The organism is Paenibacillus sp. GD4 (assembly GCF_030846225.1).
GTDB classification, from domain to species: Bacteria; Bacillota; Bacilli; order Paenibacillales; family NBRC-103111; genus Paenibacillus_G; species Paenibacillus_G silviterrae.
This window is the reverse complement of the sequence record NZ_JAVCYK010000001.1, coordinates 4,723,241-4,747,789: the sequence shown is the minus strand read 5'-3', so window position 1 is coordinate 4,747,789 and position 24,549 is coordinate 4,723,241. Positions and strand designations below refer to the sequence as shown.

22 protein-coding genes and 1 other annotated feature are annotated in these 24,549 nt (G+C 52.2%); of the genes, 7 read left to right on the top strand and 15 right to left on the bottom strand.

The genetic code is table 11. The features are described 5' to 3' along the window. The first annotated feature begins 44 nt into the window (after positions 1-44). Positions 45-1,070, top strand: a complete 1,026-nt coding sequence (locus RAC89_RS22435; protein WP_306615847.1) for an asparaginase — start codon at positions 45-47, stop codon at positions 1,068-1,070. A gap of 4 nt (positions 1,071-1,074) precedes the next feature. Here the strand turns inward: RAC89_RS22435 and RAC89_RS22430 are convergent, their stop codons facing one another. The 3 genes from RAC89_RS22430 to RAC89_RS22420 form a co-directional block, all read right to left on the bottom strand. Continuing rightward, positions 1,075-1,524 (bottom strand): YlbF/YmcA family competence regulator, encoded by a 450-nt coding sequence (locus RAC89_RS22430; RefSeq protein WP_306615846.1) that lies wholly within the window; start codon positions 1,522-1,524, stop codon positions 1,075-1,077. 78 nt (positions 1,525-1,602) lie between these two features. Then, complete coding sequence (locus RAC89_RS22425) at positions 1,603-3,600, bottom strand: helicase-associated domain-containing protein (RefSeq protein WP_306615845.1); 1,998 nt, start codon at positions 3,598-3,600, stop codon at positions 1,603-1,605. Next, entirely contained in the window at positions 3,597-5,297 is a 1,701-nt protein-coding gene (locus tag RAC89_RS22420; RefSeq protein WP_306615844.1) for a DNA repair helicase XPB, read from the bottom strand. Before RAC89_RS22420 ends, RAC89_RS22425 begins: the two co-directional genes overlap by 4 nt. Positions 5,298-5,439: 142 nt before the next feature. On the opposite strand from RAC89_RS22420, the gene RAC89_RS22415 reads away from it, so the two are divergent. Beyond that, positions 5,440-5,994: a thermonuclease family protein gene (locus tag RAC89_RS22415; protein WP_306615843.1), complete on the top strand. Its 555-nt coding sequence runs from the start codon at positions 5,440-5,442 to the stop codon at positions 5,992-5,994. Positions 5,995-6,047: 53 nt separating this feature from the next. Here RAC89_RS22415 and RAC89_RS22410 read toward each other — a convergent pair whose 3' ends face one another. From RAC89_RS22410 to RAC89_RS22400, 3 genes are all read right to left on the bottom strand, one after another. Next, entirely contained in the window at positions 6,048-7,214 is a 1,167-nt protein-coding gene (locus RAC89_RS22410) for a Gfo/Idh/MocA family protein (RefSeq protein ID WP_306615842.1), read from the bottom strand. 146 nt (positions 7,215-7,360) lie between these two features. After that, a complete protein-coding gene (locus RAC89_RS22405; RefSeq protein WP_284638903.1) occupies positions 7,361-7,801 on the bottom strand; it encodes a CBS domain-containing protein in 441 nt (146 codons plus the stop codon). 103 nt (positions 7,802-7,904) lie between these two features. Continuing rightward, a complete protein-coding gene (locus tag RAC89_RS22400) occupies positions 7,905-9,092 on the bottom strand; it encodes a M20 metallopeptidase family protein (RefSeq protein ID WP_306615841.1) in 1,188 nt (395 codons plus the stop codon). Between the two features lie 222 nt (positions 9,093-9,314). On the opposite strand from RAC89_RS22400, the gene RAC89_RS22395 reads away from it, so the two are divergent. Both RAC89_RS22395 and ftsW read left to right on the top strand, forming a co-directional pair. Then, on the top strand, positions 9,315-9,662 hold the full coding sequence (locus RAC89_RS22395; RefSeq protein WP_284638901.1) for a YugN family protein: 348 nt from the start codon (positions 9,315-9,317) through the stop codon (positions 9,660-9,662). 12 nt (positions 9,663-9,674) lie between these two features. Continuing rightward, positions 9,675-10,844, top strand: a complete 1,170-nt coding sequence (gene ftsW, locus RAC89_RS22390; RefSeq protein ID WP_306615840.1) for a putative lipid II flippase FtsW — start codon at positions 9,675-9,677, stop codon at positions 10,842-10,844. A 103-nt stretch (positions 10,845-10,947) separates the two neighbouring features. Here the strand turns inward: ftsW and RAC89_RS22385 are convergent, their stop codons facing one another. The 3 genes from RAC89_RS22385 to RAC89_RS22375 all read right to left on the bottom strand — a co-directional run bounded on the left by RAC89_RS22385 (position 10,948) and on the right by RAC89_RS22375 (position 13,944). Continuing rightward, positions 10,948-12,507, bottom strand: a complete 1,560-nt coding sequence (locus RAC89_RS22385) for an IS1182 family transposase (protein ID WP_306615751.1) — start codon at positions 12,505-12,507, stop codon at positions 10,948-10,950. Between the two features lie 143 nt (positions 12,508-12,650). After that, positions 12,651-13,043, bottom strand: coding sequence for an Asp23/Gls24 family envelope stress response protein (locus RAC89_RS22380; protein WP_306615839.1), 393 nt, complete (start codon positions 13,041-13,043; stop codon positions 12,651-12,653). Between the two features lie 115 nt (positions 13,044-13,158). Further along, positions 13,159-13,944, bottom strand: a complete 786-nt coding sequence (locus RAC89_RS22375) for an SDR family oxidoreductase (protein ID WP_306615838.1) — start codon at positions 13,942-13,944, stop codon at positions 13,159-13,161. 103 nt (positions 13,945-14,047) lie between these two features. Here RAC89_RS22375 and cax point away from each other — a divergent pair, with 103 nt between their 5' ends. Beyond that, positions 14,048-15,100 (top strand): calcium/proton exchanger, encoded by a 1,053-nt coding sequence (cax, locus tag RAC89_RS22370; RefSeq protein WP_306615837.1) that lies wholly within the window; start codon positions 14,048-14,050, stop codon positions 15,098-15,100. A gap of 54 nt (positions 15,101-15,154) precedes the next feature. Here cax and RAC89_RS22365 read toward each other — a convergent pair whose 3' ends face one another. The 5 genes from RAC89_RS22365 to RAC89_RS22345 all read right to left on the bottom strand — a co-directional run bounded on the left by RAC89_RS22365 (position 15,155) and on the right by RAC89_RS22345 (position 18,639). Continuing rightward, positions 15,155-15,445 (bottom strand): Fpa/YlaN family protein, encoded by a 291-nt coding sequence (locus RAC89_RS22365; RefSeq protein ID WP_284638896.1) that lies wholly within the window; start codon positions 15,443-15,445, stop codon positions 15,155-15,157. A gap of 150 nt (positions 15,446-15,595) precedes the next feature. Then, positions 15,596-15,844, bottom strand: coding sequence for an HPr family phosphocarrier protein (locus RAC89_RS22360; RefSeq protein WP_284638895.1), 249 nt, complete (start codon positions 15,842-15,844; stop codon positions 15,596-15,598). A gap of 103 nt (positions 15,845-15,947) precedes the next feature. Further along, positions 15,948-17,063, bottom strand: a complete 1,116-nt coding sequence (locus tag RAC89_RS22355) for an aminopeptidase (protein WP_306615836.1) — start codon at positions 17,061-17,063, stop codon at positions 15,948-15,950. After that, entirely contained in the window at positions 17,056-17,682 is a 627-nt protein-coding gene (locus tag RAC89_RS22350; protein ID WP_306615835.1) for a TVP38/TMEM64 family protein, read from the bottom strand. The genes RAC89_RS22355 and RAC89_RS22350 overlap by 8 nt, the downstream gene beginning before the upstream one ends. 84 nt (positions 17,683-17,766) lie before the next feature. After that, positions 17,767-18,639: a hypothetical protein gene (locus RAC89_RS22345; protein ID WP_306615834.1), complete on the bottom strand. Its 873-nt coding sequence runs from the start codon at positions 18,637-18,639 to the stop codon at positions 17,767-17,769. Between the two features lie 300 nt (positions 18,640-18,939). On the opposite strand from RAC89_RS22345, the gene rpsD reads away from it, so the two are divergent. Beyond that, positions 18,940-19,539 carry a 30S ribosomal protein S4 gene (gene rpsD / locus RAC89_RS22340; RefSeq protein ID WP_306615833.1) on the top strand — a complete coding sequence of 200 codons (600 nt, stop codon included), beginning with the start codon at positions 18,940-18,942 and terminating at the stop codon, positions 19,537-19,539. Between the two features lie 105 nt (positions 19,540-19,644). Here the strand turns inward: rpsD and tyrS are convergent, their stop codons facing one another. Further along, entirely contained in the window at positions 19,645-20,904 is a 1,260-nt protein-coding gene (gene tyrS, locus RAC89_RS22335) for a tyrosine--tRNA ligase (RefSeq protein ID WP_306615832.1), read from the bottom strand. Between the two features lie 41 nt (positions 20,905-20,945). Further along, positions 20,946-21,198, bottom strand: a binding site (T-box leader). A 206-nt stretch (positions 21,199-21,404) separates the two neighbouring features. Here tyrS and RAC89_RS22330 point away from each other — a divergent pair. After that, the gene (locus tag RAC89_RS22330) at positions 21,405-24,527 is read left to right on the top strand and encodes a transglycosylase domain-containing protein (RefSeq protein WP_306615831.1); all 3,123 of its coding nucleotides are present in this window, start codon (positions 21,405-21,407) and stop codon (positions 24,525-24,527) included. The last annotated feature ends 22 nt before the right edge of the window (positions 24,528-24,549 follow it).

The following is a 24,549-nucleotide window of genomic DNA, read 5'->3' as shown; positions in this document are numbered from 1 at the left end:
ATGACACCTTCTTTCGTAACCCCCTAGGAGAGGATCGATTCTATATGCAAGAGCTGCAATCCGATATTGTTGTTACCGTCACCCGGGGCCCGCTGACGGAAAGTCTGCACAGAGGTCACATTGCCGTTGTCGATATCCACGGGGAGCTTCAGGCCTTTACAGGCAATCCTGACTATTACGGGTTCATCCGCTCCACGGCGAAGCCCCTGCAAGCCATTCCCTTGGTTGAATCCGATGCTTGGCATCGGCTCGGACTGAGTGCAGAGCAAACCGCGCTGTTATGCGCTTCCCATAACGGGGAAGATGAGCATACCGCCGCGGCGTTATCCATACTTCAGCAGCTCTCTCTCGATGTAAGCGCTCTACAATGCGGCATCCACGAGCCTTTCTACAAGCCGGCTGCCGATGCATTGAAAAGGCAAGCCAGTGAGCCGACGCCGCTGCACAATAACTGCTCCGGCAAGCACGCCGGTATGCTCGCTCTTTCCACGGCAATAGGCGCTTCTATACAACAGTATACATCACTTGATCATCCTGTCCAGCAAAAGATGCTGCAAACCGTATCCGAAATGAGCGGAATGGCTGTGCAGGACATTCAGATCGGGACGGATGGCTGCGGTGTTCCCGTATTTGCCATGCCCCTATCCGCATTGGCTTATGCCTATGCCCGTCTCGGCGACCCGCAGCATCTCTCGCCCGAACGTGCGTCTGCTTGCCGGACTCTTCTGACCGCTATGCAGACGGCGCCATTCTATGTAGCAGGCAGCGAACGGTACGACACCTTGCTGGCCAAGGCAACTCACGGGCGGATTATCGGAAAGATGGGGGCGGAGGCGGTCTACGCCGCCACAGTCCCTGAGCGCGGCTTGGGAATTGCCGTAAAAATCGAGGACGGTCATCCTCGCGCACTATATCCCGCCATTACAGAGGCGCTTGCCCAGCTGGGCCTGCTTACCGGCGAAGAGCTCTCGGAGCTGGCCGAATTCCATCGTCCGGCCGTGCGCAACCACCGGGGAGAAGAGGTTGGGCGCATAGAACCGGTTTTCCGGCTCCATACGCCCAAGGAGTAAAAGCTTATCCGCACTTTCCGCTGCAGGATCCGCCTGTGGAGCAGCCTCCTCCGGATGCGTGCAGCGGATCGTTGCTTGGCACCTTGATGGTGTCCGATACGGAGCGGGCGATCGTTTCCGATACCTCGTACAGGAGACTGTCAAGTCGCTCTTCCGCGGCTTTGAAATTACGGTAAGCCTCCACCTGTTCCAGCTGTGCCTCAATGGACCTCACTTGATCCAACGCCTCATGGTAGTTCGGGTGAAAGTGTCCGAAGCGCTCGCATTCCTCAAACAGCTGGCGCTTCTTATTAAACTCGATCGTCAGCCGCTGTACCTCCGGATCCTTCTCCTTGCGTTCCTTCCAATATAAGTAATCCGACGTATCCGCGGAATATTTAATCATATCTGCAAGCTCGTAGGCCGACAAAAGTATCGTCGACATATCCAGCGTTTGCGTAGTTGCTTCCATCATGGCCAAATGCGGCACCTGCCTTCTATCAATCTAGTCAGACAAGTATATCATATCACATATAGGCCACCTCATGCTCGATCAAAATTTATCATTGATCCCGGGTAAAATCAGCTTCATTTCCTGCCAATCCTCCGCAAGCCACTGTACTTCCTCCAAGGGAAACTCCTCAGCCTGCTGTTGGCCGACCGGGCGTTCACGCCCCGTCATGCACCACGTTCCTCTGGTTTCCTGAAGCTTGCGTGGCGCTACCCGGTAATCGGTCCCATTCCTGCGCAGCTGAAGCATCGTCTTCCACTCGATGGCCTTTTCCACCATTTCCTTCCGTGTTGACGGGTGATAGCTTCTGTAATCCTTCAGCCACATCGGAGGAATGCTGTTCAAATCGGGATACAGCTCGTACAGCTCGGGCAAGCGACGCTCCATCTCGAAATACTGGGTGGAATGCCGAGAGTAAATCAAGCCTTTGTCCCCAGCAATCCATGGAAGAGTCAGCTTCCCTTTGTCGTCTGCCGCCGCTAACCGCGGATAATTCCGTCCCTCAGGCTCGGTCCCCGGCAAGCCCGATACCTTGCCGGGCATCCATCCGGCCTTCTCCAGCGCCTCCGTCAAAGCTCGAACCGATTCCGGCCGAATGAGAAAATCCTTCTCCCCGATCCGCTCTTCCAGCTTGCCGGATACCGAAGCTAAGCGCTGCAGCGATTCCGCTGTCTCCGGATCGGCACAGCGAAGCAGGATGACCTGCTCGTAGCGCACCTTACCATAGGGCTTCGTCCATTGGATTAACGTCAGACGTACATTCTCGGGCACTCCGTACATGGCGTTCCGCTCAAGGAAGTCGAGCATTTCGTCGCACGTTCTGCCGCATTCAAGACCGCGGCGCAGGCTTTCCTTGCTCAGCTTAAATACGCTAAGCTGATCACGCACAACGCTGTCGGCAAAGCTGCACAGCTCCCATACGACGGATTGCGGCACATCCGGGGGAACAAGCAGGTCAAAATCCGGCTGGACGATCAGCGCCGGCCCTTCCTCCTCCGCGGGTGTATCGCTCTTCCCCGCAGGATTGCGAAGCCATCGGTAATAGCATTCTCCCGCTGCGTCCACTCCTTGCTCCAGCCAGCCGAAAGCAATTAATGGTAGCGCCCAGGACCGCTCCCATGTTTCCCGCAGCTGCTCACGGGCAATACCGCAGCGGGCAAGCCAATGTTCCATGGATTTCCAGGAAATCCATGCTTGGGCCGGCTGTCGCTCCATTAAGATGACGCCATGCTGCAGCGCTGCCTCCGACGGGCCGGTCAGCGACTTCCAGCAGGCATAAAGAATCGCGTCCTGCTCCTCTGGCGATAAGTGCAGCCAGCGGCTGCACGCGGCCTCGTCAAGCACGATTTCGTCCTGTCTCTGCTCTGCCAGCTGAAGTCGAAGGAGCAGATCCAGCCCGATGGCGAGCGGCAGCGGGTACATGTCCGAGAACGCATATTTCAAGGAAGCCCCGGATAACCACGCTTCTTGCAAGCGAAGCATGTCCGCCAGCTTCTGAAGCTGCTTTTTGTGCAGCGTTCCGCCTTTGGTCAGCCTAAGGCCTTGCTGCGCCGACTGTACGAGTAAATAGAACAGCTCTTGCGCTAAGCTCGTGCCTGCGGAAAGGGTAACTTGGATGCAGGGATCGTCCGTAGGCTGGTCCTCCAGAGGCGGGAACAGCATTTGCTGCCAAAGGCGCAGCCCGTCGTCCGGCATCACATACACATGCTCGCCCCAGCTTTTGCGAAAGGCGAAAACAATCCCCTTTTGCAAAAGGCTGGTAAGACCTGCCTTCGCTTCCGCCCCTGCGAGCAAACCTGCCGCCGCCCGTTCCAGACCGATCGCGTCGAACGGCTCACAGCCGAAATGCTTGACGATCAGCTGCAGCACTCCCTTCTCAGCTGGGAACAATCGATTCCATACCGTTTCCATCACAGCTGAATCGGTCAGTAGAGTTTCCAAATCGCCGCCGCGCTGCAGCCAAGGGGCATAGATCGTTTCGCGCTCCATACGGCAGCGGACTTCATCCGGAAGTCTGGACAATAAGTACGCGTAATTCATGACAATACCACCTCCTTGGACGTGCCTCCTTCGACCTCTTCAATCCGGTATGCATACCCCTGCTCAATAAGAAATAGCTGCCGGTTCACGGCAAAATCCTGCTCCTTCGAATCGGCCGTGACAATGGTATAGAAGTATGCCTTGTTTCTTTTACTCTTCGGCCGCAGAATGCGTCCAAGCCGCTGGGCTTCCTCCTGCCTTGAGCCATAGCTGCCCGAAACCTGAATGGCAACCGCGGCATCCGGCAGATCCACTGCGAAATTGGCCACTTTAGATACAATCAGCGCCTGAAGCTCGCCGCTGCGAAATTGCTGATACAGCATTTCCCTCCGGTCGTTCGGCATGTCCCCGCTGATCATCGGAAGTCCTGTCCGTTCCGAGATGCTTTGCAGCTGCTCCAGATATTGACCGATGATCAGCGTCTGCTCCCCTTGATGCTGGACCAGCAGCTTCTCAACTACACCGATTTTGGCGGGATTCTCGCTGGCTATGCGCATCTTCTGCCTTGCACCGGCCTCCAGGTACGATTCCTGCTCTCCTTCCGCGAGCGGCACCCGAAGCTCGATGCATTCGACGGAGGCGATCCAGCCTTGTCCCTCCAGCTGCTTCCATGGCATCTCGTACCGCTTGGGCCCTACGAGCGAGAACACGTCCTCTTCGCGCCCATCCTCCCGGACCAACGTTGCCGTCAAGCCAAGTCTCCGGGTTGCCTGAATATCGGCCGTCACCCGAAAGACCGGAGCCGGCAGCAAATGCACCTCATCATAAACGATGAGGCCCCAATCTCTTTTATTAAACAAATCCATATGTTTGAACGGTTCGTCCTTGGACTTGCGGTAGGTTAAGATTTGGTAGGTAGCGATCGTGATGGGCCGGACATCCTTCTGCTCGCCGGTATATTCCCCCACCATCTCCTCCGGCACCTCGGTTTTTTCCAGAATTTCACGCTTCCACTGCCGAACGGAAGTCGTGTTGCTGGTCAAAATCAAAGTGGCGCAGTTCAGCTTGCCCATGGCAGCGATCCCGATGACCGTTTTGCCGGCACCGCAGGGCAGTACCAATAAGCCGCTCCCCCCTTGCAAGCTTCCCTCTTTATAGAAGGAATCCACGGCAGAGCGCTGATAATCCCGCAGCCGGAATTCCTTGCCTTGCTCCGTCGTTTCCTTAAGCCGTATGGGCAGCGCTTCCCCTGAGCTGTATCCAGCCACATCCTCCACCGGGTATCCAAGCTTAATGAGCTCCTGCTTCAGAAGTCCGCGATATTGGGCGGAGAACCGAAGCGTGCGGTGATCGATTTGGACTAAGCCGTACGACCGCAAGGAGCGAAAGGAGCACATCTCTTTAATCGCATCCAGGTTATCGGATATAAGCAGAAGATCGTCACCGAGCCGCTCCATGCGGACCATGCCGTACCGGTCGACGAAGCGCTTGATATCCTGCTTAACCGTTAAAGGGACGCCGAATTTCGCATGCCGCTCTAAAAATGCCGTAATCTCCTCCGCATCCATACCCGATGCCGCGGCATTCCAAAGCGACAACGACGACATTCGGTACGTATGAATATGCTCCGGCGACTTGATCAGATCCGAGAAACGGGACAGCCCGCTGCGTACGGAATCGAACTCAGGATGCCTAGTTTCCAGCAGGACGGTAAAATCACTCTGCACTACCAGCGCCCGTTCTTTATGTATTTGCATCGCTCTTTCCTCCCTGGCCCTTCTATTACTTCTAGTATGAGGGGAAAGCCTATGAAATAAACATAACGTTTACAATACGCCTGACTCACACTACAATGAATACCATTGGGTCGTCATAACATGCTGAAGGAGAAGGAACGGAATGGGGAAACCGGTCATACGGTGGGGAATGCTGCTCGTCATTATTGGATTGGTTATGTTATCTGCCTGTGCAGCCAAAGGCGCTTCTACAGGCAAAGAGGATGAGTTTGAGGCGTCGATTTATCAATCGTATCCCGACTTGAAGAAACGTCTGGTTGCCATAACGGAGGTCAAGCGGGTCGTGGACGGCGATACCTTCGAAACGAAGAACGGGGACAAGGTGAGGCTCATTGGTGTGAATACGCCCGAAACCGTGAAGCCCGGCAGTCCTGTGGAGAAATTCGGGAAGCAAGCCAGCGACTATACCAAAAAACGGTTAACCGGACAAACGGTCTATCTATACAAGGATACGGGCGAAAAGGATAAGTATGGCCGCCTGCTCTGCTATGTATTCCTAAAGGGCGAGCCGGTGATGTATAACGAAACGCTGGTTCGCGAGGGTTATGCCAACGTCATGAGCGTTCCGCCCAATGTCATGTATCAGGATAAATTCGTCAAGCTGGAACGAGAAGCAAGGCAGCAAAAACGCGGCTTATGGGCCGATGAAAAAAAATAAAACATCCCGTATCCGCAGGAAAAGCGGATACGGGATGTTTTCGTCAGCAGGAATTAATGCGTTCCCTGAACATCCATGTTTTTTAATTCTTTCGTTTCCTTCTTGTAGGTCGAATTCTGGATTCTCTCCTGCAGCTTCTCGTAATACAGATTCTCATCGATCGGCAGGTCAACCCAGTTATCGATCCATGTGGACAGATGCATCGCATTGGACAGTGTCAAGCCCTTGATGCCCTCTTCTCCCGGTGCCAGCAGCGGTGTTCCCTTCAGCAAATGATCCACGAAGTTTTGCGTAATCCCCTTGTGCTGCGAGCCCTCTGAGGAGCCGACCGGAATTTCACACTTCCAGCTCTCCGGGGAGCCGAAGCCGCCCTTATACTCCGCATTGAATTGCGATTCCGGTGTACGCAGACGCCAGAAAGTCAGCTTGCCGTCCTCGATGACAATCTTGCCGCGGTCGCCGGACACCTCGAAGCGGTTGGTTCCCGGTGCTTCGCCCGTAGTCGTGACGAATAGACCCGTAGCGCCATTGGCGTACTCGACGTAAGCAGTCACGTCGTCCTCCACCTCAATGTTGCGCCATTTGCCGAAGTGACAGAATGCACGCACGCGCGTCGGCATCATGTCCAGCGTCCACTGCCACAAGTCCAGCTGGTGAGGATCCTGATTAATCAGCACCCCGCCGCCTTCTCCGGCCCAGGTTGCGCGCCAGCCGCCGGAATCATAATAGCTTTGGGAGCGGTACCAATTCGTAATGATCCAAATCGTGCGGCGAACTTCGCCAAGCTCTCCGGAAGTAATGAGATCGCGGAGCTTTTGATACAGCGGGTTCGTACGTTGGTTGTACATGATGCCAAAGGCCTTGCCCGATTTCGCCGCGGCTTCGTTCATGAGTCGAACCTGCTTCGTGTAAACGCCGGCCGGCTTCTCCACCAATACATGATAACCATGCTCGAAGGCTTGAATGGCAACTGCCGGATGATCATAGTGAGGCGTACAAATTAACACCGCATCAAACGACTTGGAAGCAAAGAAGGCTTCCAGATTGTCGAACAGCTGGAACTGATCGCCATAGTTTTCACGAACCCAGTCCAATCGGGCCGGATCCGTATCCACGATCGCTGTCAGCTGCCCGCCCTTCACTTCATTTTTCACTAAATATTGGGTGTGGCCTTTCCCCATGTTCCCCATACCGACAATACCAATACGCACTTTGTCCATAGATCTAACCTGCCTCTCCAAACTAGGATTTAAGCGTTTTAACAGTCCTGAACTTTCCAATCCAATTATACAATGCACACGTGAACAATACAATATATAATTCAAATAAAAAAGTTCCCCCATGCTTTCCGGGGGAACTTCATCCATTAATGTACAGTAACCTGATCCTGCTCCGAAATTTTGCTCAGCGCCTGTCCGGCTTCATCCTCGAACTTATCACGAACGGCGAGGTCACCGATAGAGACGATCCCTACCAGCTTCTCGTTTTCCGTAATCGGCAGACGGCGGATCTGATGCTGGGCCATCAGCTTTGCAGCCTCATCCACTGTCGTCTCCGGTGAAGCACATACCAGATTATCACTCATCACCTGCTCTACCTTGGCGGAGCCTTCCCGTTTCTCGGCGATGCCTCGAAGCACAATGTCACGGTCGGTTATACAGCCGATCAGCTTCTTGTTCTCATCAACTACGGGAATAAAGCCTGTATCTTCCTTTTTCATTTTTACCGCAACTTCATATACATTGTCCTTTAGTGTTACGGTAGAGCAATCCGTTGTCATAATGTCGCGCAGTTTTTTAGTATTCATAATAAGATCCCTCCTGAAGAGTGGTTTCAGGTGCTGCAACCATAGAATCCCCTCTCCCGGAAGCGATCATGCTTCTGCGGCATTAACAGATATCGCCATTCGTTTAGACAATCGCCGCTTTCTCGTTCATGTAATCCAAGGTCATCTGAAGAAACAGCTTCGCTGCGTGACGCATCGATTCCTCATCGATATCAAATCTGGGATGGTGATGGGGATGGATGATTCCCTTGCTTTTATTTCCCGCCGCCACAAACATAAAGCACCCCGGCACCCGTTCCAAATAATAAGCAAAATCTTCCCCCGCCATAATGAGCGGGGATTTACGCGCGTTTTCCGGACCAAGTGCTTCCGATGCCGCGCGGGCAAAACGATGGGACTCGCCCTCATGATTCACTACCGGCGGATATCCCATCTTGTAATCGAGCTTGTAATTCGCCCCATGCATCAGGCAAGTCGTCTTCACAATATGCTCAAGCCGCTCTTTAATCTCCATCCGAAGCTCGGGCTGAAAGGTGCGGACCGTTCCTTTCAGTATGGCGGTTTCCGCAATGACATTGAAGCTGGTGCCGCTATGAAAGGAGCCTACCGAAACCACACAAGGCTCCGTCGGGTCCGCAGAGCGGCTGACGATGGACTGCAGGTTGACTACCAGCTGCGACGCAACATAGACGCTGTCCACTGTTTCATGCGGAAGTCCTCCATGACCGCCCTTACCGTGGATCTCAAGTACAAATTCATCCGCTGCAGCCATCATCGGGCCTTCCTTGCAATAAGCCGCCCCTACCTCAAATGGTGTCCACAGATGAATGCCGTAAACGGAGTCCACACCTTCAAGCGCGCCGTGCTCAATCATTCCAAGTGCTCCCCCGGGGCTTGTTTCCTCCGACGGTTGGAATAAAAGAACGAGATTCCCGGGCAGCAGCTCCCGGTGCTCGGAAGCAATCCTTGCAACTCCCAGCAGTGTGGAGGTATGAGCATCATGCCCGCAGGCATGCATGACACCCGGTACTTGGGACGCATAATCACAGCTCTTCTCATCCTGGATAGGCAAAGCGTCCATATCGGCCCGCAGCGCAACCGTAGGTGCCCCCTCCGATTGCTTCAGACGGCCGATGACTCCGTGTCCGCCGGCTTGGCGTTCCACCTCAAAGCCCCAGGATTCCAGCTTCTCCGCGACGAATGCGGCTGTATTCGATTCCTGATATGACAGCTCCGGATGCCGGTGCAGGTGCCTCCGCCATTCCACCATCTGAGGATAGATTCGGTCCACCGCTTCCCATAATATGTTCATGGTACCAACCCCCGGTTCGTATTGTGCTGCGATCGTAGCTTAGACTTCTGATTATTATATCAAATTTGATAAGCCGTTTCATCCGGGAACGGTCACAGGAATTTCAAACTTTCCCTGCACCTGCGGGCATACTCCTGCAATAGGCTTGCGCAACTAAGGGAAACATACTATCATGAATACATTAAGTAAGCTACGATGTACATATATTAGGAGGGCTTGGCAGTGATTATTGAAAACAGCGGTGTTAAAGGTATGAAAAGCGATCTGGCTCATCTTGACGAGAGTATGGAGAGCCTTGGATTCGTTCGTTGGCAGTGGGAATATACCCGCGCAACGTATGATTTGAAAATCGAAGATAAAGCAAAGCGCGAGGAATATTTCCTTCGCATCAATACACGTGCCGAATCCGGGAAGCTGGAATCGCCATACGCGATCCTTTACATCGAAGAAGTCTATATCGGAAGAGCGACATTCCCTCATGGACTTGACTATGAATCGCCTATTCCTGATGCCGTTCTCAAAACAGCTCAAGGTAAGCTGGCTGAATTAAAAGTTAAGCTGGCTCACTAACGGAGGCCGGCAATGACTCCCCCGCGACGAGGAACGCCTGACTTTCTTCTGCTGTTCTTGACGTTTTCCTTGGTTTGCTTCGGGCTTGCCATGGTTTTCAGCGCAAGTATGGCTTTTGATCCGAGCGAGCCTTGGTACATGGCCATTCGGCAGGCCATTGCCATTGCCATCGGCACGATTGCCATGTTTTTTTGCATGAACCTGAACTACCAAGTATTCAAGAAGCTGATCATTCCATTCGGAGGCGTCGTTGTTTTCCTGCTGCTGCTTGTACCTATTATCGGGAAAGAAAACAACGGGGCAACGAGTTGGATTGTTCTGCCCGGAGGCTTCAGCCTTCAACCCACAGAGCTAGCCAAGCTGGCAATCATCATCTATTTGGCTACGATCATCAGTAAGAAAGGCGAAAAGATGAACGATTTCAAGAAGGGCATCGTTCATCCGCTCGCTGTTGTTGCCGTGATCTCCGCTTTTATTATGATGCAGCCGGATTTAGGGTCTACCATGATTCTGATATTAGGCTCTCTCGTGATGATCGCTGTCGGGGGAGCTAATTTGAAACACATTTTTTATCTGGGCGCATCCGGAGCAGCTGTGCTTCTTGTGGGGATTTTGTCCTACGTCCTGTATTTGTCCACCTCGAATGCCGAAAGCTATCGGATCGACCGGCTGATGATTTTCTGGGATCCATGGGTTGACCCCCAAGACAAAGGTTATCAGCTGGTGCAATCGCTGTATGCCTTTGGTCACGGCGGCTTCACGGGGGCAGGCTTCGGGCAGAGCATCCAGAAGCTCCATTACTTGCCGGAGGCACACACGGACTTCATTTTCTCCATCATCGGCGAAGAACTCGGTTTCATCGGTACGACCTTATTTCTCCTTGTCTACTTAGCCTTCCTGTGGCGCGGCTTGATCGTTGCCCTTCGCTGTAAAGAGACGTTCGGCACGTTAACCGGCGTCGGCATTATCGGCGTCATTGGCATTCAGTCGCTCATTAATATCGGCGGGGTCACGGCCAGTATTCCGCTTACGGGCGTTACACTTCCCCTAATCAGTTATGGCGGTACCTCGATGATCGTCACTCTGATGAGCATTGGGATTCTGCTCAGTATATCCAGGGAGTACAACAAACCGGAAAAAGAAACGAGTCGTAGACGTACAACCCAAACGGTAGCCTCATAGCAACAAGAAGAAGGGGCTGTCCCAAAAGTAGCGAAAAATCTACTTAAAGGGACAGCCCCTTTTATACAACCCCGAATTTCGTGAAAAAATGGCCGGACAGGGTTCATTCTTGCCCGGCTATATGTCTTTTTTGCTCCGTGGTTACCACCTTAAGCAAATTGTGGGCAAGTGAAAGCCACCCGACCTCCAGGCTTACTTTTGGTAAGCCGCGAAGCAGGAACCTTCGGAATCCCCGGTTATTTTTCATTTGCCCAAACACACTTTCCACTTCGATCATTCGTTGAACCGAGAGCTTGCGTCCATCTTCGCTTCTTAATTTTTCTCTAGCCACTTTTTTGTAGCGAAGATACTCCATGCTGACCCTTATTTCGCGGCTGCGTTCAGACTTGGTGCATTTCTCTTTGAACGGACACCCCTCACAGTTTTCACTTCGGTAGATCCGCAATTTGACCCCGTACCCACTATCAGTCTTGTTCTTGCTCTCCTTAATAAAATGTAGTGTTCTTCCGTTTGGGCATACCCAGATGTCTTTGTCCTCGTTGTACGTCCAGTTTTCTAAGCGGGATACGTCGTTTCGCCATGCCCTTGATACTTCCTTATGAAAGGAATTGTATTTCACAAGCGCTTCCATGTTTTCTTTCTCTAGATACGCATAGTTTTCCTCACCACCGTAACCGGCATCGGCGATGACGGTTTTAGGAAGACGACCAAGCGTCTCTTTTACCTTGTTAAGATGCGGGATAAGGCAACGCGTATCTGTCGGGCGCTGGTGGAGGGAGTAACCTACGATGAATTGGTTCTCTGTGCCGACTTGTACGTTGTAGCCGGGCTTGAGTTGACCGTTGCCCATGTGGTCTTCCTTCATTCTCATAAACGTGGCATCTGGATCCGTTTTACTGAAACTGTTTCGTTCGCCAAGGATCTCAAGCTGAGTTTCGTACTTCTGCTGGCGGGGAACAAAATCCTTACGCAGTTGCCGTACCGCTTTCTTTACCGTTTTGTTCTTTGGTTCACTCTTCAGTTTGGCTTCTAGCTTCGTTAAAGCCGCCTCCATGCTCTCGCTTGTTAGGTCGGTGTCTCCGCCCAGCTCGAGCAGGTCCTTGCCGTTGTGCTCTTTATCTTCCTGAATCTCCTGCTGTTCAATCTCAATAAAAAGCTGCTTCACTTTCTCTTCCAGCCTGGCTTTCTGCTTCTTTACTGCCTTTCCCCAGACAAACGTATACCGGTTTGCATTTGCTTCGATCTTGGTACCGTCAACAAAGTAGTTCTCCAGCTTGATATATCCCTCGGCCATTAGCAGCTCCAGCATTCCTGCAAAAATCTTCTCGAGCTGCTCCTTCATCCGCTCGGAGCGAAACCGATTGATGGTCCGGAAGTCCGGCTGTTGGCGACCTGCCAGCCACATGAAAGGGATATTCTCACGCACGGCCTTGGCAATCTGTCTAGAGGAGTAGATACGTTGAGAATAAGCATACACAATGATTTTAGTAAGCATTTTAGGGTGATAGCTATCCCGACCGCCTCCGGGATACGCAGCTGTAAACAAGCTGTCGTCCAAACGATTGATGAAGCTATTAATAACTCGCGCTACGTGACGTGGTGGGATGTCCATTTCCAAATCCATTGGCAGACATAGCTGATCCATGGTATATTGAATAAACAAAGAAACCTCTCCTTTCAATGGTTGCTCGACACTTCCATTTTACCAAGGATTGGTTTCTTTTTGTTTTACAAAATTGAGAAAAAGGGGCAGTCCCTCAGTCACCTATGGTGACTTTTGGGACAGCCCCTTCTTCTCATAGCTTACTATTTCACGCGATGCGGCTCTTCAATAGTCTGTTGGGTTGCTTCTTCTTCACGGAAGGCCACGCCCTCCACCTTCACATTCACTTCCACTACGGACAGTCCTGTCATGTTCTCCACTGCTTCACGAACATTCTCCTGCAGATCCCGACAAACCTCTTGAATCTTGGATCCGTAGTTTACAATGACGCGAAGATCGATAGCCGCTTCCACTTGCCCTACCTCTACGGAGACGCCGCGTTGTACGTTCTTGCCGCTTAGGCGCTTCGCGAGTCCTTCCGAGATGCCGCCGGACATCGCTGCAATCCCCGGCGTTTCGAGTGCTGCCAATCCAGCGATCGTTGCTACGACATCATCTGAAATGCGGATAAGACCTGTTTGAATCTCTTCGCTCATGAGGATCACTCCTTCAAGGGGTATACCTCTATTGTAATAAGTTCCAATTCGGAAAGCAACTTCTAGGCCGCCAATCCTTCGACAGCTGTTGACATTTTCAATAAATTGACATGAATTACATCGCCCGGACCGCTCCTCCATCCACGTAGAACACAGAGCCGGTCATGTAGCTGTTCCTTGGCGACAGCAAATACGCGGCAAAGGCTGCCAGCTCCTGCGGCTCTCCGTAACGTCCGAGTGGGATATCCTTAATGTTCTCCCGCCGTATCTCCTCGATAGAACGATTCTCCCGCATGGCACGCAGCCCGTCTAGCTCCTCCAAACGATCGGTGCTTATGCGTCCGGGGCAAACCGTATTCAGCAAAATGCCATCCGCCGCCCATTCCGTTGCCAATGTCTTCATCAGTCCCACTACCCCGGTCCGAAGGGTGTTAGACAGCACCAAGCCCGGAATAGGAACCTTAACGGAAGTAGAGGCTACCGTAACTACTCGGCCTCCGTACTGCTTCATTAGCGGGTGGAAGCCCTTGGCCAGCCGTACGACGCTCATCAGATTCAGCTCGATCGATTTCATCCAGGTTTCTTCATCGAACGATAGGAAGGAACCGCTTGGCGGTCCTCCCGCATTGCATACGAGGGCATCCACCTGCCCGAAGAGATCCTTCGCCTGCTGCACCAGCCAGCCGATCTGCTCGGCGCTCGCCAAGTCAACGGCCATGCCCGAAGCTTGGACGCCATATTTCTCGCAAAGCTGCGCCGCTGCTTCACTGACCGCCTGCTGATCACGGCTGCAAAGTAGCAGATTGGCCCCCTCCGCCGCAAGCTGCTCCGCGATGGCTCGTCCGATCCCTTTACTGGAGGCTGTGACTACCGCAGTCTTTCCTTTCAGCTGCAAATCCATCCTGTTCTCTCCTTCAAAATAAGTTTTACATTATCCTAGAAACTGGGTATATTAGTATATGGTCTTTCCATTTAGGTATACTTTACCATAAGAGGTGAACGATTTGAAACGCCACGGATTTACGATTGGGCTCATTGCCAGCTTCGCTTTAAGTGCGGTAGCGCACTATGTAGGAGCGCCTGCGTTCAATCCTACTCTGCAATTTCTTATATCTGCAGTTGCTATTATTTTTGTAGCCGGCTTCTTAGGCAAGGCGACGGAGAGTGTAGCCCACTATGCGGGAGAACGGCTTGGCGGCTTCCTGAACGCCACATTCGGCAATGCAGCTGAGCTTGTCATCGCCATTTTCCTCGTGAAGGAAGGCTTGTTCGATATGGTCAAGGCGAGCATCACCGGCTCCATTATCGGAAATATGCTGCTGGTGCTAGGTCTGAGCGTACTCGTCGGAGGACTGAAATTCAAGGAACAGAAGTTTAACATCAAGATGGCGAGCCATAACTCGTCCCTCATGCTGCTCTCCGTCATTGCCTTGTTCATTCCTGCGATGTTCGCTACCTCGTTCACCAGAGCGCAGACGACCACCATGAGCATCATCGTATCTGTGATCCTGATCGTAGCTTACTTGTTGTGGCTGCTGTTCTCCATGGTTACACATAAAGAATTTCTCGCGGATGAAGCAGTTGAGCACGGCGAAGCCCCTTGGTCGAAGGGCTTGTCCATCTTCTTCCTTGTGCTGGCCACAGCCATGGTCGCCGTCGAGAGCGAATGGCTCGTACATACGATTGAAGACTTCAGCCATCAATTCGAGCTTTCGGAGCTTTTCGTCGGCGCATTCCTGATCGCCATCGTGGGGAATGCCGCTGAGCACAGCGCCGCGATCATGCTGGCACGGAAAGGCAAGATCGGCGCAGCCGTTGAAATTGCCGTCGGAAGCAGCCTGCAGATCGCCTTGTTCGTGGCTCCGGTATTGGTACTGGTTTCCTTGATGTTCGGCAACACAATGAACCTTGTGTTCACCACCTTCGAGCTGGTTGCGATCGGTGTGGCCGCCTTCATCGCCAAGTCCATTTCCGGCGACGGCTCGACGAACTGGTACGAGGGTGTGCTGCTGCTCGTCGTTTATCTCATCCTAGGGATCGCCTTCTTCCTCGTGTAGCCAGACCGCCATGAGAACGTACAAAAAAAGAGTAACCTGTGCAAATCGCATAGGTTACTCTTTATTGTTGTTTAAAGCTTCATACAGCTGAGCCAAATTCCGCTCCAGCTTAATCAAAATTTGCTTCCCGGCAGCTTCCGTAATCAGGTCGGCCCGAATGGCAAAATCGATTTCGCGCGACAAGCCATACATCTGCGTATCTAATACCTCTTCATAAAGAGGACATTGTCTCGTCGTTAAATTCTCCATCTGCACTTCAATCAGCTTCTCGATCTTATCGGCATCCTCTTGCAGCAGCTGCAGCGCCTTCTGCGACAAGCTGAGCGACACTTCCGATGATGACATTGCTGCGTCCCCCCTGTATCATCACGCTCTACTAAGTCTAATATTAGACCAAAACCCCGCAATACACAAGTGATTCTCGCAAACAACCTCCAATCGGAAAGAGGGCGCCTTCGGCGAATGCCGAAAGCGCCCTCTAGAAAGCACTGTCTCTTAGTCTTGAATGCTGTTGATTTGCAGGCCGTGCTTCTCGAAAACTTCCGCCATAGCCTTCTTCGCATCCTCCGAATCAGGACCGTGAACGTGAAGATCGTACTTGCTTGTTGTCAGCAGCGTTGTGAACAAGCCGAGAATACTTTTGACGTCGATGTACTTGTTGTCATACTGCAGAACGATCGAGGATCTGAACTTATTTGCCGTTTGAGAAATTTCTACGATTGCGGCGTTATTTGCGTTTGCCATATGAATCCCTCCATGCCATATGCGGAACATCAGAATATGTAAATCGCTTTCTTTCTTCATGATACATTGGAAAACTATAACACGCAACTACTATTTCACTCGGTTAAACCAAGTTTTCCGGGTTCAATCCCAAGAGCTCATCAATCACGAATCGGCCGTCCTTTCGGATCAGCACATCATCGAACCATACCTCGCCGCCGCCGAATTCCGGACGCTGGATCAGCACCAAATCCCAGTGAACGGCGGAACGATTTCCGTTATCGGCCGCCTCATACGCCTGCCCCGGGGTAAAATGCAGGCTTCCGGCAATTTTTTCATCGAACAGCGTATCCTTCATCGGATACAAAATGTGCGGATTGAAGCCCAGGCTGAATTCACCGATATACCGTGCTCCCTCGTCCGTGTCGAGGAGCTCATTCAAACGCTTCGTGTCGTTGGCGGTAGCCTCCACAATTTTTCCGTTCTCGAAACGGAATCGAATATTTTCATAAGTGACGCCCGAATTGACCGAAGGAGTATTATAAGAAATCGTTCCGTTGACGGAATCGCGAATCGGAGCCGAATACACTTCGCCGTCCGGAATGTTACGTCGTCCGCAGCATTTGACCGATCCGATGCCTTTGATAGAAAATGTCAGGTCTGTCCCCGGTCCGGTAATGCGAACCCGGTCCGTCCGGTTCATCAGCTGGTGCAGCGGCTCCATCGCCTCCGCCATTTTCGAATAATCGAGATTGCAAACGTCAAAATAAAATTTCTCAAACTTATCCGTACTCATGCTGGCGAGCTGGGCCATGGAAGCGTTCGGGTATCGCAACACAACCCATCTCGTATGCTTCACCCGCTGATCGAGATGAACTCTTTTCCGATAAATCCGATCGTACAACTTCATTCGATCTTCGGGAACGTCCGAGAGCTCGTTCACATTCTCGCCGGCCCGAAGAGCCACATAACAATCCATATCCTTCATTCGCTGTAAATCCATCTCCGCCCAGTGCTCGATCTGCTCTTCGGTAGCGGATTGAAGCAAGGCGCTCAGTACGGCCCGATCCTGTAAATCCACATAGGGGAAGCCGCCTCTCGCATGTACCTCTTCTATTAAGCATTTGACAATTTCCCGTTCCGACCCGATCATCTCGATAAGTACCTTCTCGCCAGGCTGAACATTTAGGGAATAGTTGACAATCCCTTTGGCTAACTGTTGCAATCTAGGATCACGCATGCGGCTTGCCATCTCCTTTAGAATCAATAGTTACATGGTTTGCATGACCGGGGAACCATTTGTTTTTGATGTAGTGCCCCAGCAGCAATAAAATAGCCAGCACAAGCAATAGGACGACCAGTCTCCCCTTGTTGTGCTGAAAATGCAGCAGATCATGTCCGATCATGGACTCCAGTAAAATCATCGGCGCTTTGCCAAGCAGCGTACCGATCATAAAATGACGAGTTCGAACCCTCATCACGGCTGAGCCCATATTGATGACGAAGGAGGGGACTACCGGTATCACACGGCTTAGCGTCATATAGAGAAGCCCATTTCGGGCAAGCCGTTCATTAAAGCTGCGAATGAAGGCGTACTTCCGCAGCCTCCTCGCTACCCATTCCCTGCCGAAATACCGAACAATGAGAAAGGCCGTGAAGGCCCCAATACATGAGAAGATATAGTTGATCAGAAAGCCGCCCCAAAAACCGAACAGCAGTACGTTCGCACCCGCCACAACAATAAACGGGATCAGCGGCAACAAAGTCTGCGCGAACACGAGGAGCGCACCGACCGCATAGCCGATCCAGCCGAGCGAGCGCATGCCTTCCGTCAGGTGCTCCGCATTCCAATGTCCCAAGAGCCAAATCCTCCCTTCTGCATCCTACCTATTGTACCACAAAAAATCCCTCAAGAGCTGAGGGACGATTGTGACAAGTTTTCATCAGGGAGCCGTTCCGATCGTGCCGCTTATGTGCTCTTTGTCATAGTCCTTAAAGTCATATTCCGCTCTCGCCGTTTCCGTCCGCTGGTTTCCATCCTGAAGGTAGGACAGCTCGCTCACCGTCGTTAACCGGCGCGGCAGCTTCGTCGTTCGGTCGACCCATAGCGTGTAGATCCCCTGCGCCTTGAGAGAGCCCAGCATTTCCTTCAAGCTTGCCTCCGAACGGCTCAGCACCTGTCTTAGCTCCGCTTCGGCCTGACCCAGCTCCGCTCGAGCCACCCCCCTGCCACGAAGCTGCTCCAGCTGCCGTTCTAAGCTGAGCTGAGCAAATTGTGCTTGAAGGCCGGAGGCAACCAGGGTTGTCATGTCCTTCTCGGAGATTTCGATGCGAAGCACCTGCTCATTCGACCGCTTTGGCTGCTCATGATCCAGCTTCACCGTTTTCTGAAGATTCGCCAGCTCCTCCAGCTTCGTTACCGGATTCCACTGCCGGTACGTTTCGCTAATGACTCCCATTGGTTCGCCTGCCGGGGCCCATTCGTCACTGATGCGCCGAAAGGTCAGGACCGGCTGCTTCAACGCTGACGATTGGGCGGTCTTACCGGCATTCAGTCCTTCTCTTATATAAAGGCGGTCCTTCCCGACCACATAGCCTTCAAAGCTCCTGCCTGCCTGTACCGTGACGCCTTGCGACACCACCTGCGTCATCCCCTGAAACGCAAATTGGTCCTTCTCGTTCAAGGCCTGAATGGAGCGCTGCAGCAGCTGCCCATAGGCAGCGGCGCTTTGTTCATTTTCCAACCCGCAGGCACTTAGCAGTAGCAGGGCGATGCCCACTGGAAAAAACCTCAGCCTGCAAATGATTGTCGACATAGGAACCTCCCTGTGACATTTTTTCTATCATTTCCCCCTTTCGGTCGATTATGCACTTGACATAGATCTCCTCTATCTTATAAAATTAGAAGTCGAGATAAACACGTCTTCAGAGCTTATTTGGAGCCGGTTTATGGCGGAAGCTTGTGTCACCCTCATTCGGTTTTATGACTGACAGGACCGCGGCTGGTTCTTCTTGTCAGGTGCTTGCCTTAGGGACAAGCTTTAAATAAAATCGGCGCAATCTTCGCCCGTATAGCATTACACAAATCATTTTCATGACAAAGGAGTCAACAATACATGTCCCGCTACACTGGTCCTAAGTTTAAATTGAGCCGTCGTCTGGGTATCTCCCTGAGCGGCACCGGCAAAGAATTGAAGCGTCCATTCCCTCCAGGTCAACACGGTCCCGGCCAACGTAAGAAGCTGTCCGGCTACGGCGTTCAATTGCAAGAAAAGCAAAAGCTTCGTCACATGTACGGTTTGAACGAGAAGCAATTCCGCAACCTGTTTGACAAAGCCACTAAGCTGCAAGGTATCGCCGGTGAGAACTTCATGTTCCTGCTGGAAAGCCGTCTGGACAACCTTGTATACCGTCTGGGTCTGTCGAACTCCCGTGCAGGTGCTCGTCAGCTCGTAGCTCACGGTCACGTAACTGTCAACGGCAAGAAGGTTGACATCGCTTCTTACCTGGTTCAAACCGGCGATGTTATCGGTCTTCGCGAAAGAAGCCGCAACTTGTCCGTAGTGAAGGAAGCTCTTGCTAACCGCAACTACCTTCCTGCTTACCTCGAGTTCAACGAAGGCGCAATGGAAGGCCGTTTCGTTCGCTTCCCTGAGCGTTCCGAGCTTGCTCAAGAGATCGACGAGAAGCAAATCGTCGAGTTCTACAGCCGTTAATATGGAGAGCCCTGGCATCCTGTGGATGCAGGGCTCTTTTTTTCTTCAGGATATAACGAAGGGCTGCTCCCGGGACAATTAAGCCCGAGAACAGCCCTTTGCTGTTTAAATAAACTTCACCATGTAGTAGTTACGCTTCCCGCGTCGGAGCACCAGGTAGCGCCCTTCGATCCGGTCATCCGAACCAATTCGCTTCTCCAAATCCGTCACCTTATTGCCGTTGATGGAAATCGCTCCGCTCTCGATATCCTGGCGCGCCTGCCGCTTGGATGGAGCCGCCTTGACCTCCACCAGCAGATCAATGAGTCCGATTTCGGTGTTTTCTGCAATCTCCGTCGACGGCACGTCCTTGAACGCTTCCTCGATTTCACTTGCATTCAGCGAACCGACATTGCCGCTAAACAGCACTTCGGAGATTTTGATCGCGCTTTGTACCGCTTCCTTGCCGTGTACCAGCTCAGTCATTTCGCTAGCCAGCACGCGCTGTGCCTCCCGTTTCTCAGGGCTTTCCTTTACCTGAAGTTCCATCTGCTCTATCTCACCAGGGCTGAGGAACGTAAAGTATTTCAGAAACTTAATGACATCATTATCGTCTGTGTTGACCCAGAACTGGTAAAATTGGTACGGCGATGTTTTCGCCGGATCGAGCCATACGGCGCCACCTGCCGTCTTTCCGAACTTCGTGCCGTCACTCTTCGTAATGAGCGGCATGGTCATGCCGAACGCTTGGCGGCTTGTCGTTTTCCCGATCAGCTCAAGACCTGCGGTGATATTCCCCCATTGGTCGCTTCCGCCGATTTGCAACGAGCAGTTGTTGTCCTCATTCAGCTTAAAGAAGTCATAAGCCTGCAAAATCATGTAGCTGAACTCGGTGAACGAAATCCCCTTCTCCAGACGGGAATCAACGGAATCCTTCGCCAGCATGTAGTTTACAGTGAAGTTTTTACCGATATCGCGTAAAAAGCCGATTACGTTCAAATTGCCCAGCCAGTCAAAGTTATTGACCATTTGAGCGGCATTGCCCTCCGCCTCAAAGCTCAAGAAACGAGATAACTGCTGTCTCAGTCTCTCCGTCCATTCCGCTACGATATCACTAGAGTTAAGCGACCTTTCGGTAGACCGTCCGCTCGGATCCCCGATCAAGCCGGTGCCTCCGCCCACAAGCGCAATCGGGATATGTCCGGCCAGCTGAAAGCGGCGCAGCGTCAGAATCGGCAGCAAATGCCCCAGGTGCAGGCTGTCCGCCGTCGGGTCGAAGCCCGCATAAAGCGCGATCGGTCCTTCATTCATTTTTTTCTCCAGACCTTCTCTGTCGGTCATTTGGTGGATCAATCCACGGAACTCCAAATCCTGCAGTAAACTCATTGGCTTCTCTCTCCTTTACAAAATAAAAAAGCCTTCTATCCCAAAGGGACGAGAAGGCTTTGAACTCGCGGTACCACCCTAATTAAAGTCCAGTTCACAAAGCGTGTAACGTAAGGACTTTCACTTGAACGGATAAGGGCCGTGAACCCGATAGAGACTACTGCACGCTTAGCGTGGTTCCCCTCTTCTGCTCCGGACGGTAATTCGGCATAAGGGCTGCCACCGGTTCACACCAGCCACCGGCTCTCTGCTTGACTTGCACCTTACCCTACTCATGTCCATCAACGCATTCCATATGTTAACGTTATTTATACCACAACGTCGAAACGGTTGTCAAACCCGTAGTTCCTAGTTCCTATAGTGTATTGCATAAGCGGCCTCGAGAGTTCATCATCCGGTTATCGGCCGGCAGGTCATAAGAACGTTTGTGTCCATCCATGCGTCACTGTGGTATAATGGGAAAGAATGCTTTTTTTACTTATCGGAGGGACTTGTATTCTATGGAGACAGAAAAGAAGCGAACTGATTATAAAAAAATATTTCTGAGAATCGGTAAATACTGCTGGATCACCTTCAAGGTGCTGTTCGTCATCGGTCTGCTTGGCGGCTTTCTCGCCGGCGGCGCAGGCTTTGGGTATATCACCGCGCTGGTAAAAGACGATCCTGTTCGAAGCAAGGAAATGATGATGGAACAGATGCAGGATAACGCCCTGACCGGTTTCGTTTATTTCCGTGACGATGAGGTCGTCGGTCAGCTTCGTTCGGAGGAGGACCGCCGCCTCGCCGAAATCAATGATATTCCGCAGGTGGTGCTTGATGCGGTATTCGCCATTGAAGACAATGAGTTCTACAATCATATCGGCATCGATTTCAAGGGGCTGGCGCGGGCGGTCGTTCAGAAGCTGCTGAATCAGGATGTGCAAACCGGCGGAAGTACGATCACACAGCAGCTGGCACGCCGTGTCTTCCTGACGCTGGACCGGGATGACAGCCGGAAGGCCAAGGAAATCTTCCTGTCCCTACGGCTCGAGCGCCTTATGTCCAAGGAGGAGATTCTGCTTGCCTACTTGAACAAAATTCCTTACGGCAACGGTGCAGCCGGGTACGGGCTGTATGGCATCAAAGCTGCAGCCAAGGGAGTCTTTAACATTGAGGACCTGAAGGAAATCAATGTGGCCCAGGCGGCTTATCTGGCCGGACTTCCGCAGCAGCCAAGCAATTACTCTACGTTCACGAGCCGCGGGCAATTTGACGGCGCTGCCTTCAAGCGTGCCGTACAGCGCCAGCAGCTTGTTCTAAAGCGGATGCTGGAGGAAAACAAGATCACGGAGCAGCAGTATCAGGAGGCGCTCGCCTTCGACCTGAAGAGCTCGCTTGCCGAGCCGCAGAAGAAGGCTTACACTACCTACCCTTACCTCATGATCGAGGTGGAGAAGGAAGCGGCCAAGGCTCTGCTGCAGGTACAGGAACCGAAGCTGGATCCGCAGAAAAATCCCGAGGCCTATAATGAAGCGCTGAAAAATATGCAAAGCCAGCTGTCCCGCGGCGGCTACCATGTTTATACCACGATTGACAAGCAGATTTACGAGGCGCTGCGCGCTATTGCCGACGAGCCGAAAAACTTTTCTCCGGACGATCCGACGAAAGGCATAGAGCAGATCGGAGCGGTCATGATGGAAAGCAAGACGGGCGCCATTCTGGCTATGATTGAGGGCCGCGACTTTACCAAAGGACAGCTGAACCATGCCACTCAAGCATTCAGGCAGCCCGGGTCTACGATGAAGCCGGTCGCCGCGTACATACCTGCTATGGAAAAGGGCTTGATTCAGCCCGCATCCGTCATCGATGACGTTCCGCTTATTTTGAAGGACGGAACAAAAGCCGGCTACCATATTCCCGAGAACTGGGATGACGGCTATCACGGCTTGATTACGGCGAGGAGAGCATTAAATCAATCGTATAATATTCCTGCCATCAAGCTGTTTGTGGAGGACGTGGGCATTCAGCAGGCTTGGGAATTCGCCAAAAAAATGGGCATCCAGTCCATTACGAAGGACGACTATGTCGCACAGACGGGGGTAATTGGCGGCTTGAAGTACGGCGTGTCCGTTCGCGAGTTGACGAATGCCTATGCAACGATGGGGAACAAAGGCGTTTACAATGAAGCCTTTATGATCCGCAAGATCACCGATTCGCACGGCAAGGTCATTTTCCAGCACGATCTGAAGCCAAGCGTGGCGTTCTCGGAGGAAACCGCCTACTTAATCACGGATATGATGCGCACCGTTGTTACCTCCGGAACGGCGACGGACCTGATGAAGAAATTTAAGTACTATGGAAAGATGCCGATCGTCGGAAAAACGGGCTCTACTCAGGATGACGCAGACGCTTGGTTCATGGGATATACGCCGGATATCACACTCGGCGTATGGGCAGGGTATGACCTACCCATCCATAAGCTGAGCAAGCGGACGGATGGAACGAACCGGGCGAAGAACATCTGGGCTATGGCAATGAATAATGCTATAGATCTGAAGCCCGAGCTGTTTCCTACGAAGAAGTTCGAGCGTCCGGAGGCGATAGTGGAAGCTACCGTATCCAGCGTATCCGGCAAGCTTCCAAGCGAATTAGTTACGAAGTCCAATAAGCTGACCACGGATTTGTTCAATAAAAAATATTTGCCTACGGAAGAAGACAACGCGATGGTCCAGCAGGCTATCATTCCGTTTAACGGAATCAATTATATCGCCCAGCCTGGCACACCGGCCGATTTCGTTAAAGAAAAGCTGGTAATCAAACGTCCGAAATCCGTAAGCTCCCTGTTGAAGGAGCTGTCACAAATCATCAACAGGCTGCCGGCCGATCGGCAGCGACCTCTCGACTTTTATAAGCCGACGGATTATGACGATGACGCCCCTTCTGAGGTTGATCCGCGGTCGGATGACGGGAAGGTGCCGAATGCTCCGACGACTGTAGTGGCAACCCATGCTGAGAACACAAGTACCATTACATTCCAAGCCAGCAATAGCCCGGATACGGTGGGTTACCGTTTATATCGATCGGTTGGCAAAGGTAATTTTGAGCGGATGGCCGGCAAGGTTATCCATGCAGGTAACGAAACCAAGTTTACCGATTCGGGGGCGCCCGGTACGCAAATATACGGCTATTATGTAACTGCAGTAGACGTAGCCGGCAAAGAATCGGCACCGAGCAAGGTCGCTTTCACCGACGGTACCTCAGTGGATCTGTTCTTCATGAACCAGGCAGACGGGAATCCTATGAAGCTTCCTGACAACGGTTCGGCCACGGATCCAGGAAAGCCGACTCCTGGTGGAACGGCGGCAGCGCCGAAAGAAGCCCCTTCCACACCATCCGGGCTTTCCATCAAGTCTAGCGGCGCCGGCATTGAGCTCAAATGGAAAGAAGCTTCGGATAAAGAACAAGTAAAGCAGTACGTCATTTATTTCAGTCAGAAGGAGAATGGCCCCTACACCAAAATCGGTACCGTAAATAATGCAGCGGAGTTTAAGTATTATGCCGCCGAGTATGAAGGATTTTATCGGATCGCAGCCGTGAATGGCGCTGGTGAATCCAAACCAAGCACTCCGGTTCGATATAAGTAAATTGAGTAAAAAGGCTGATTCG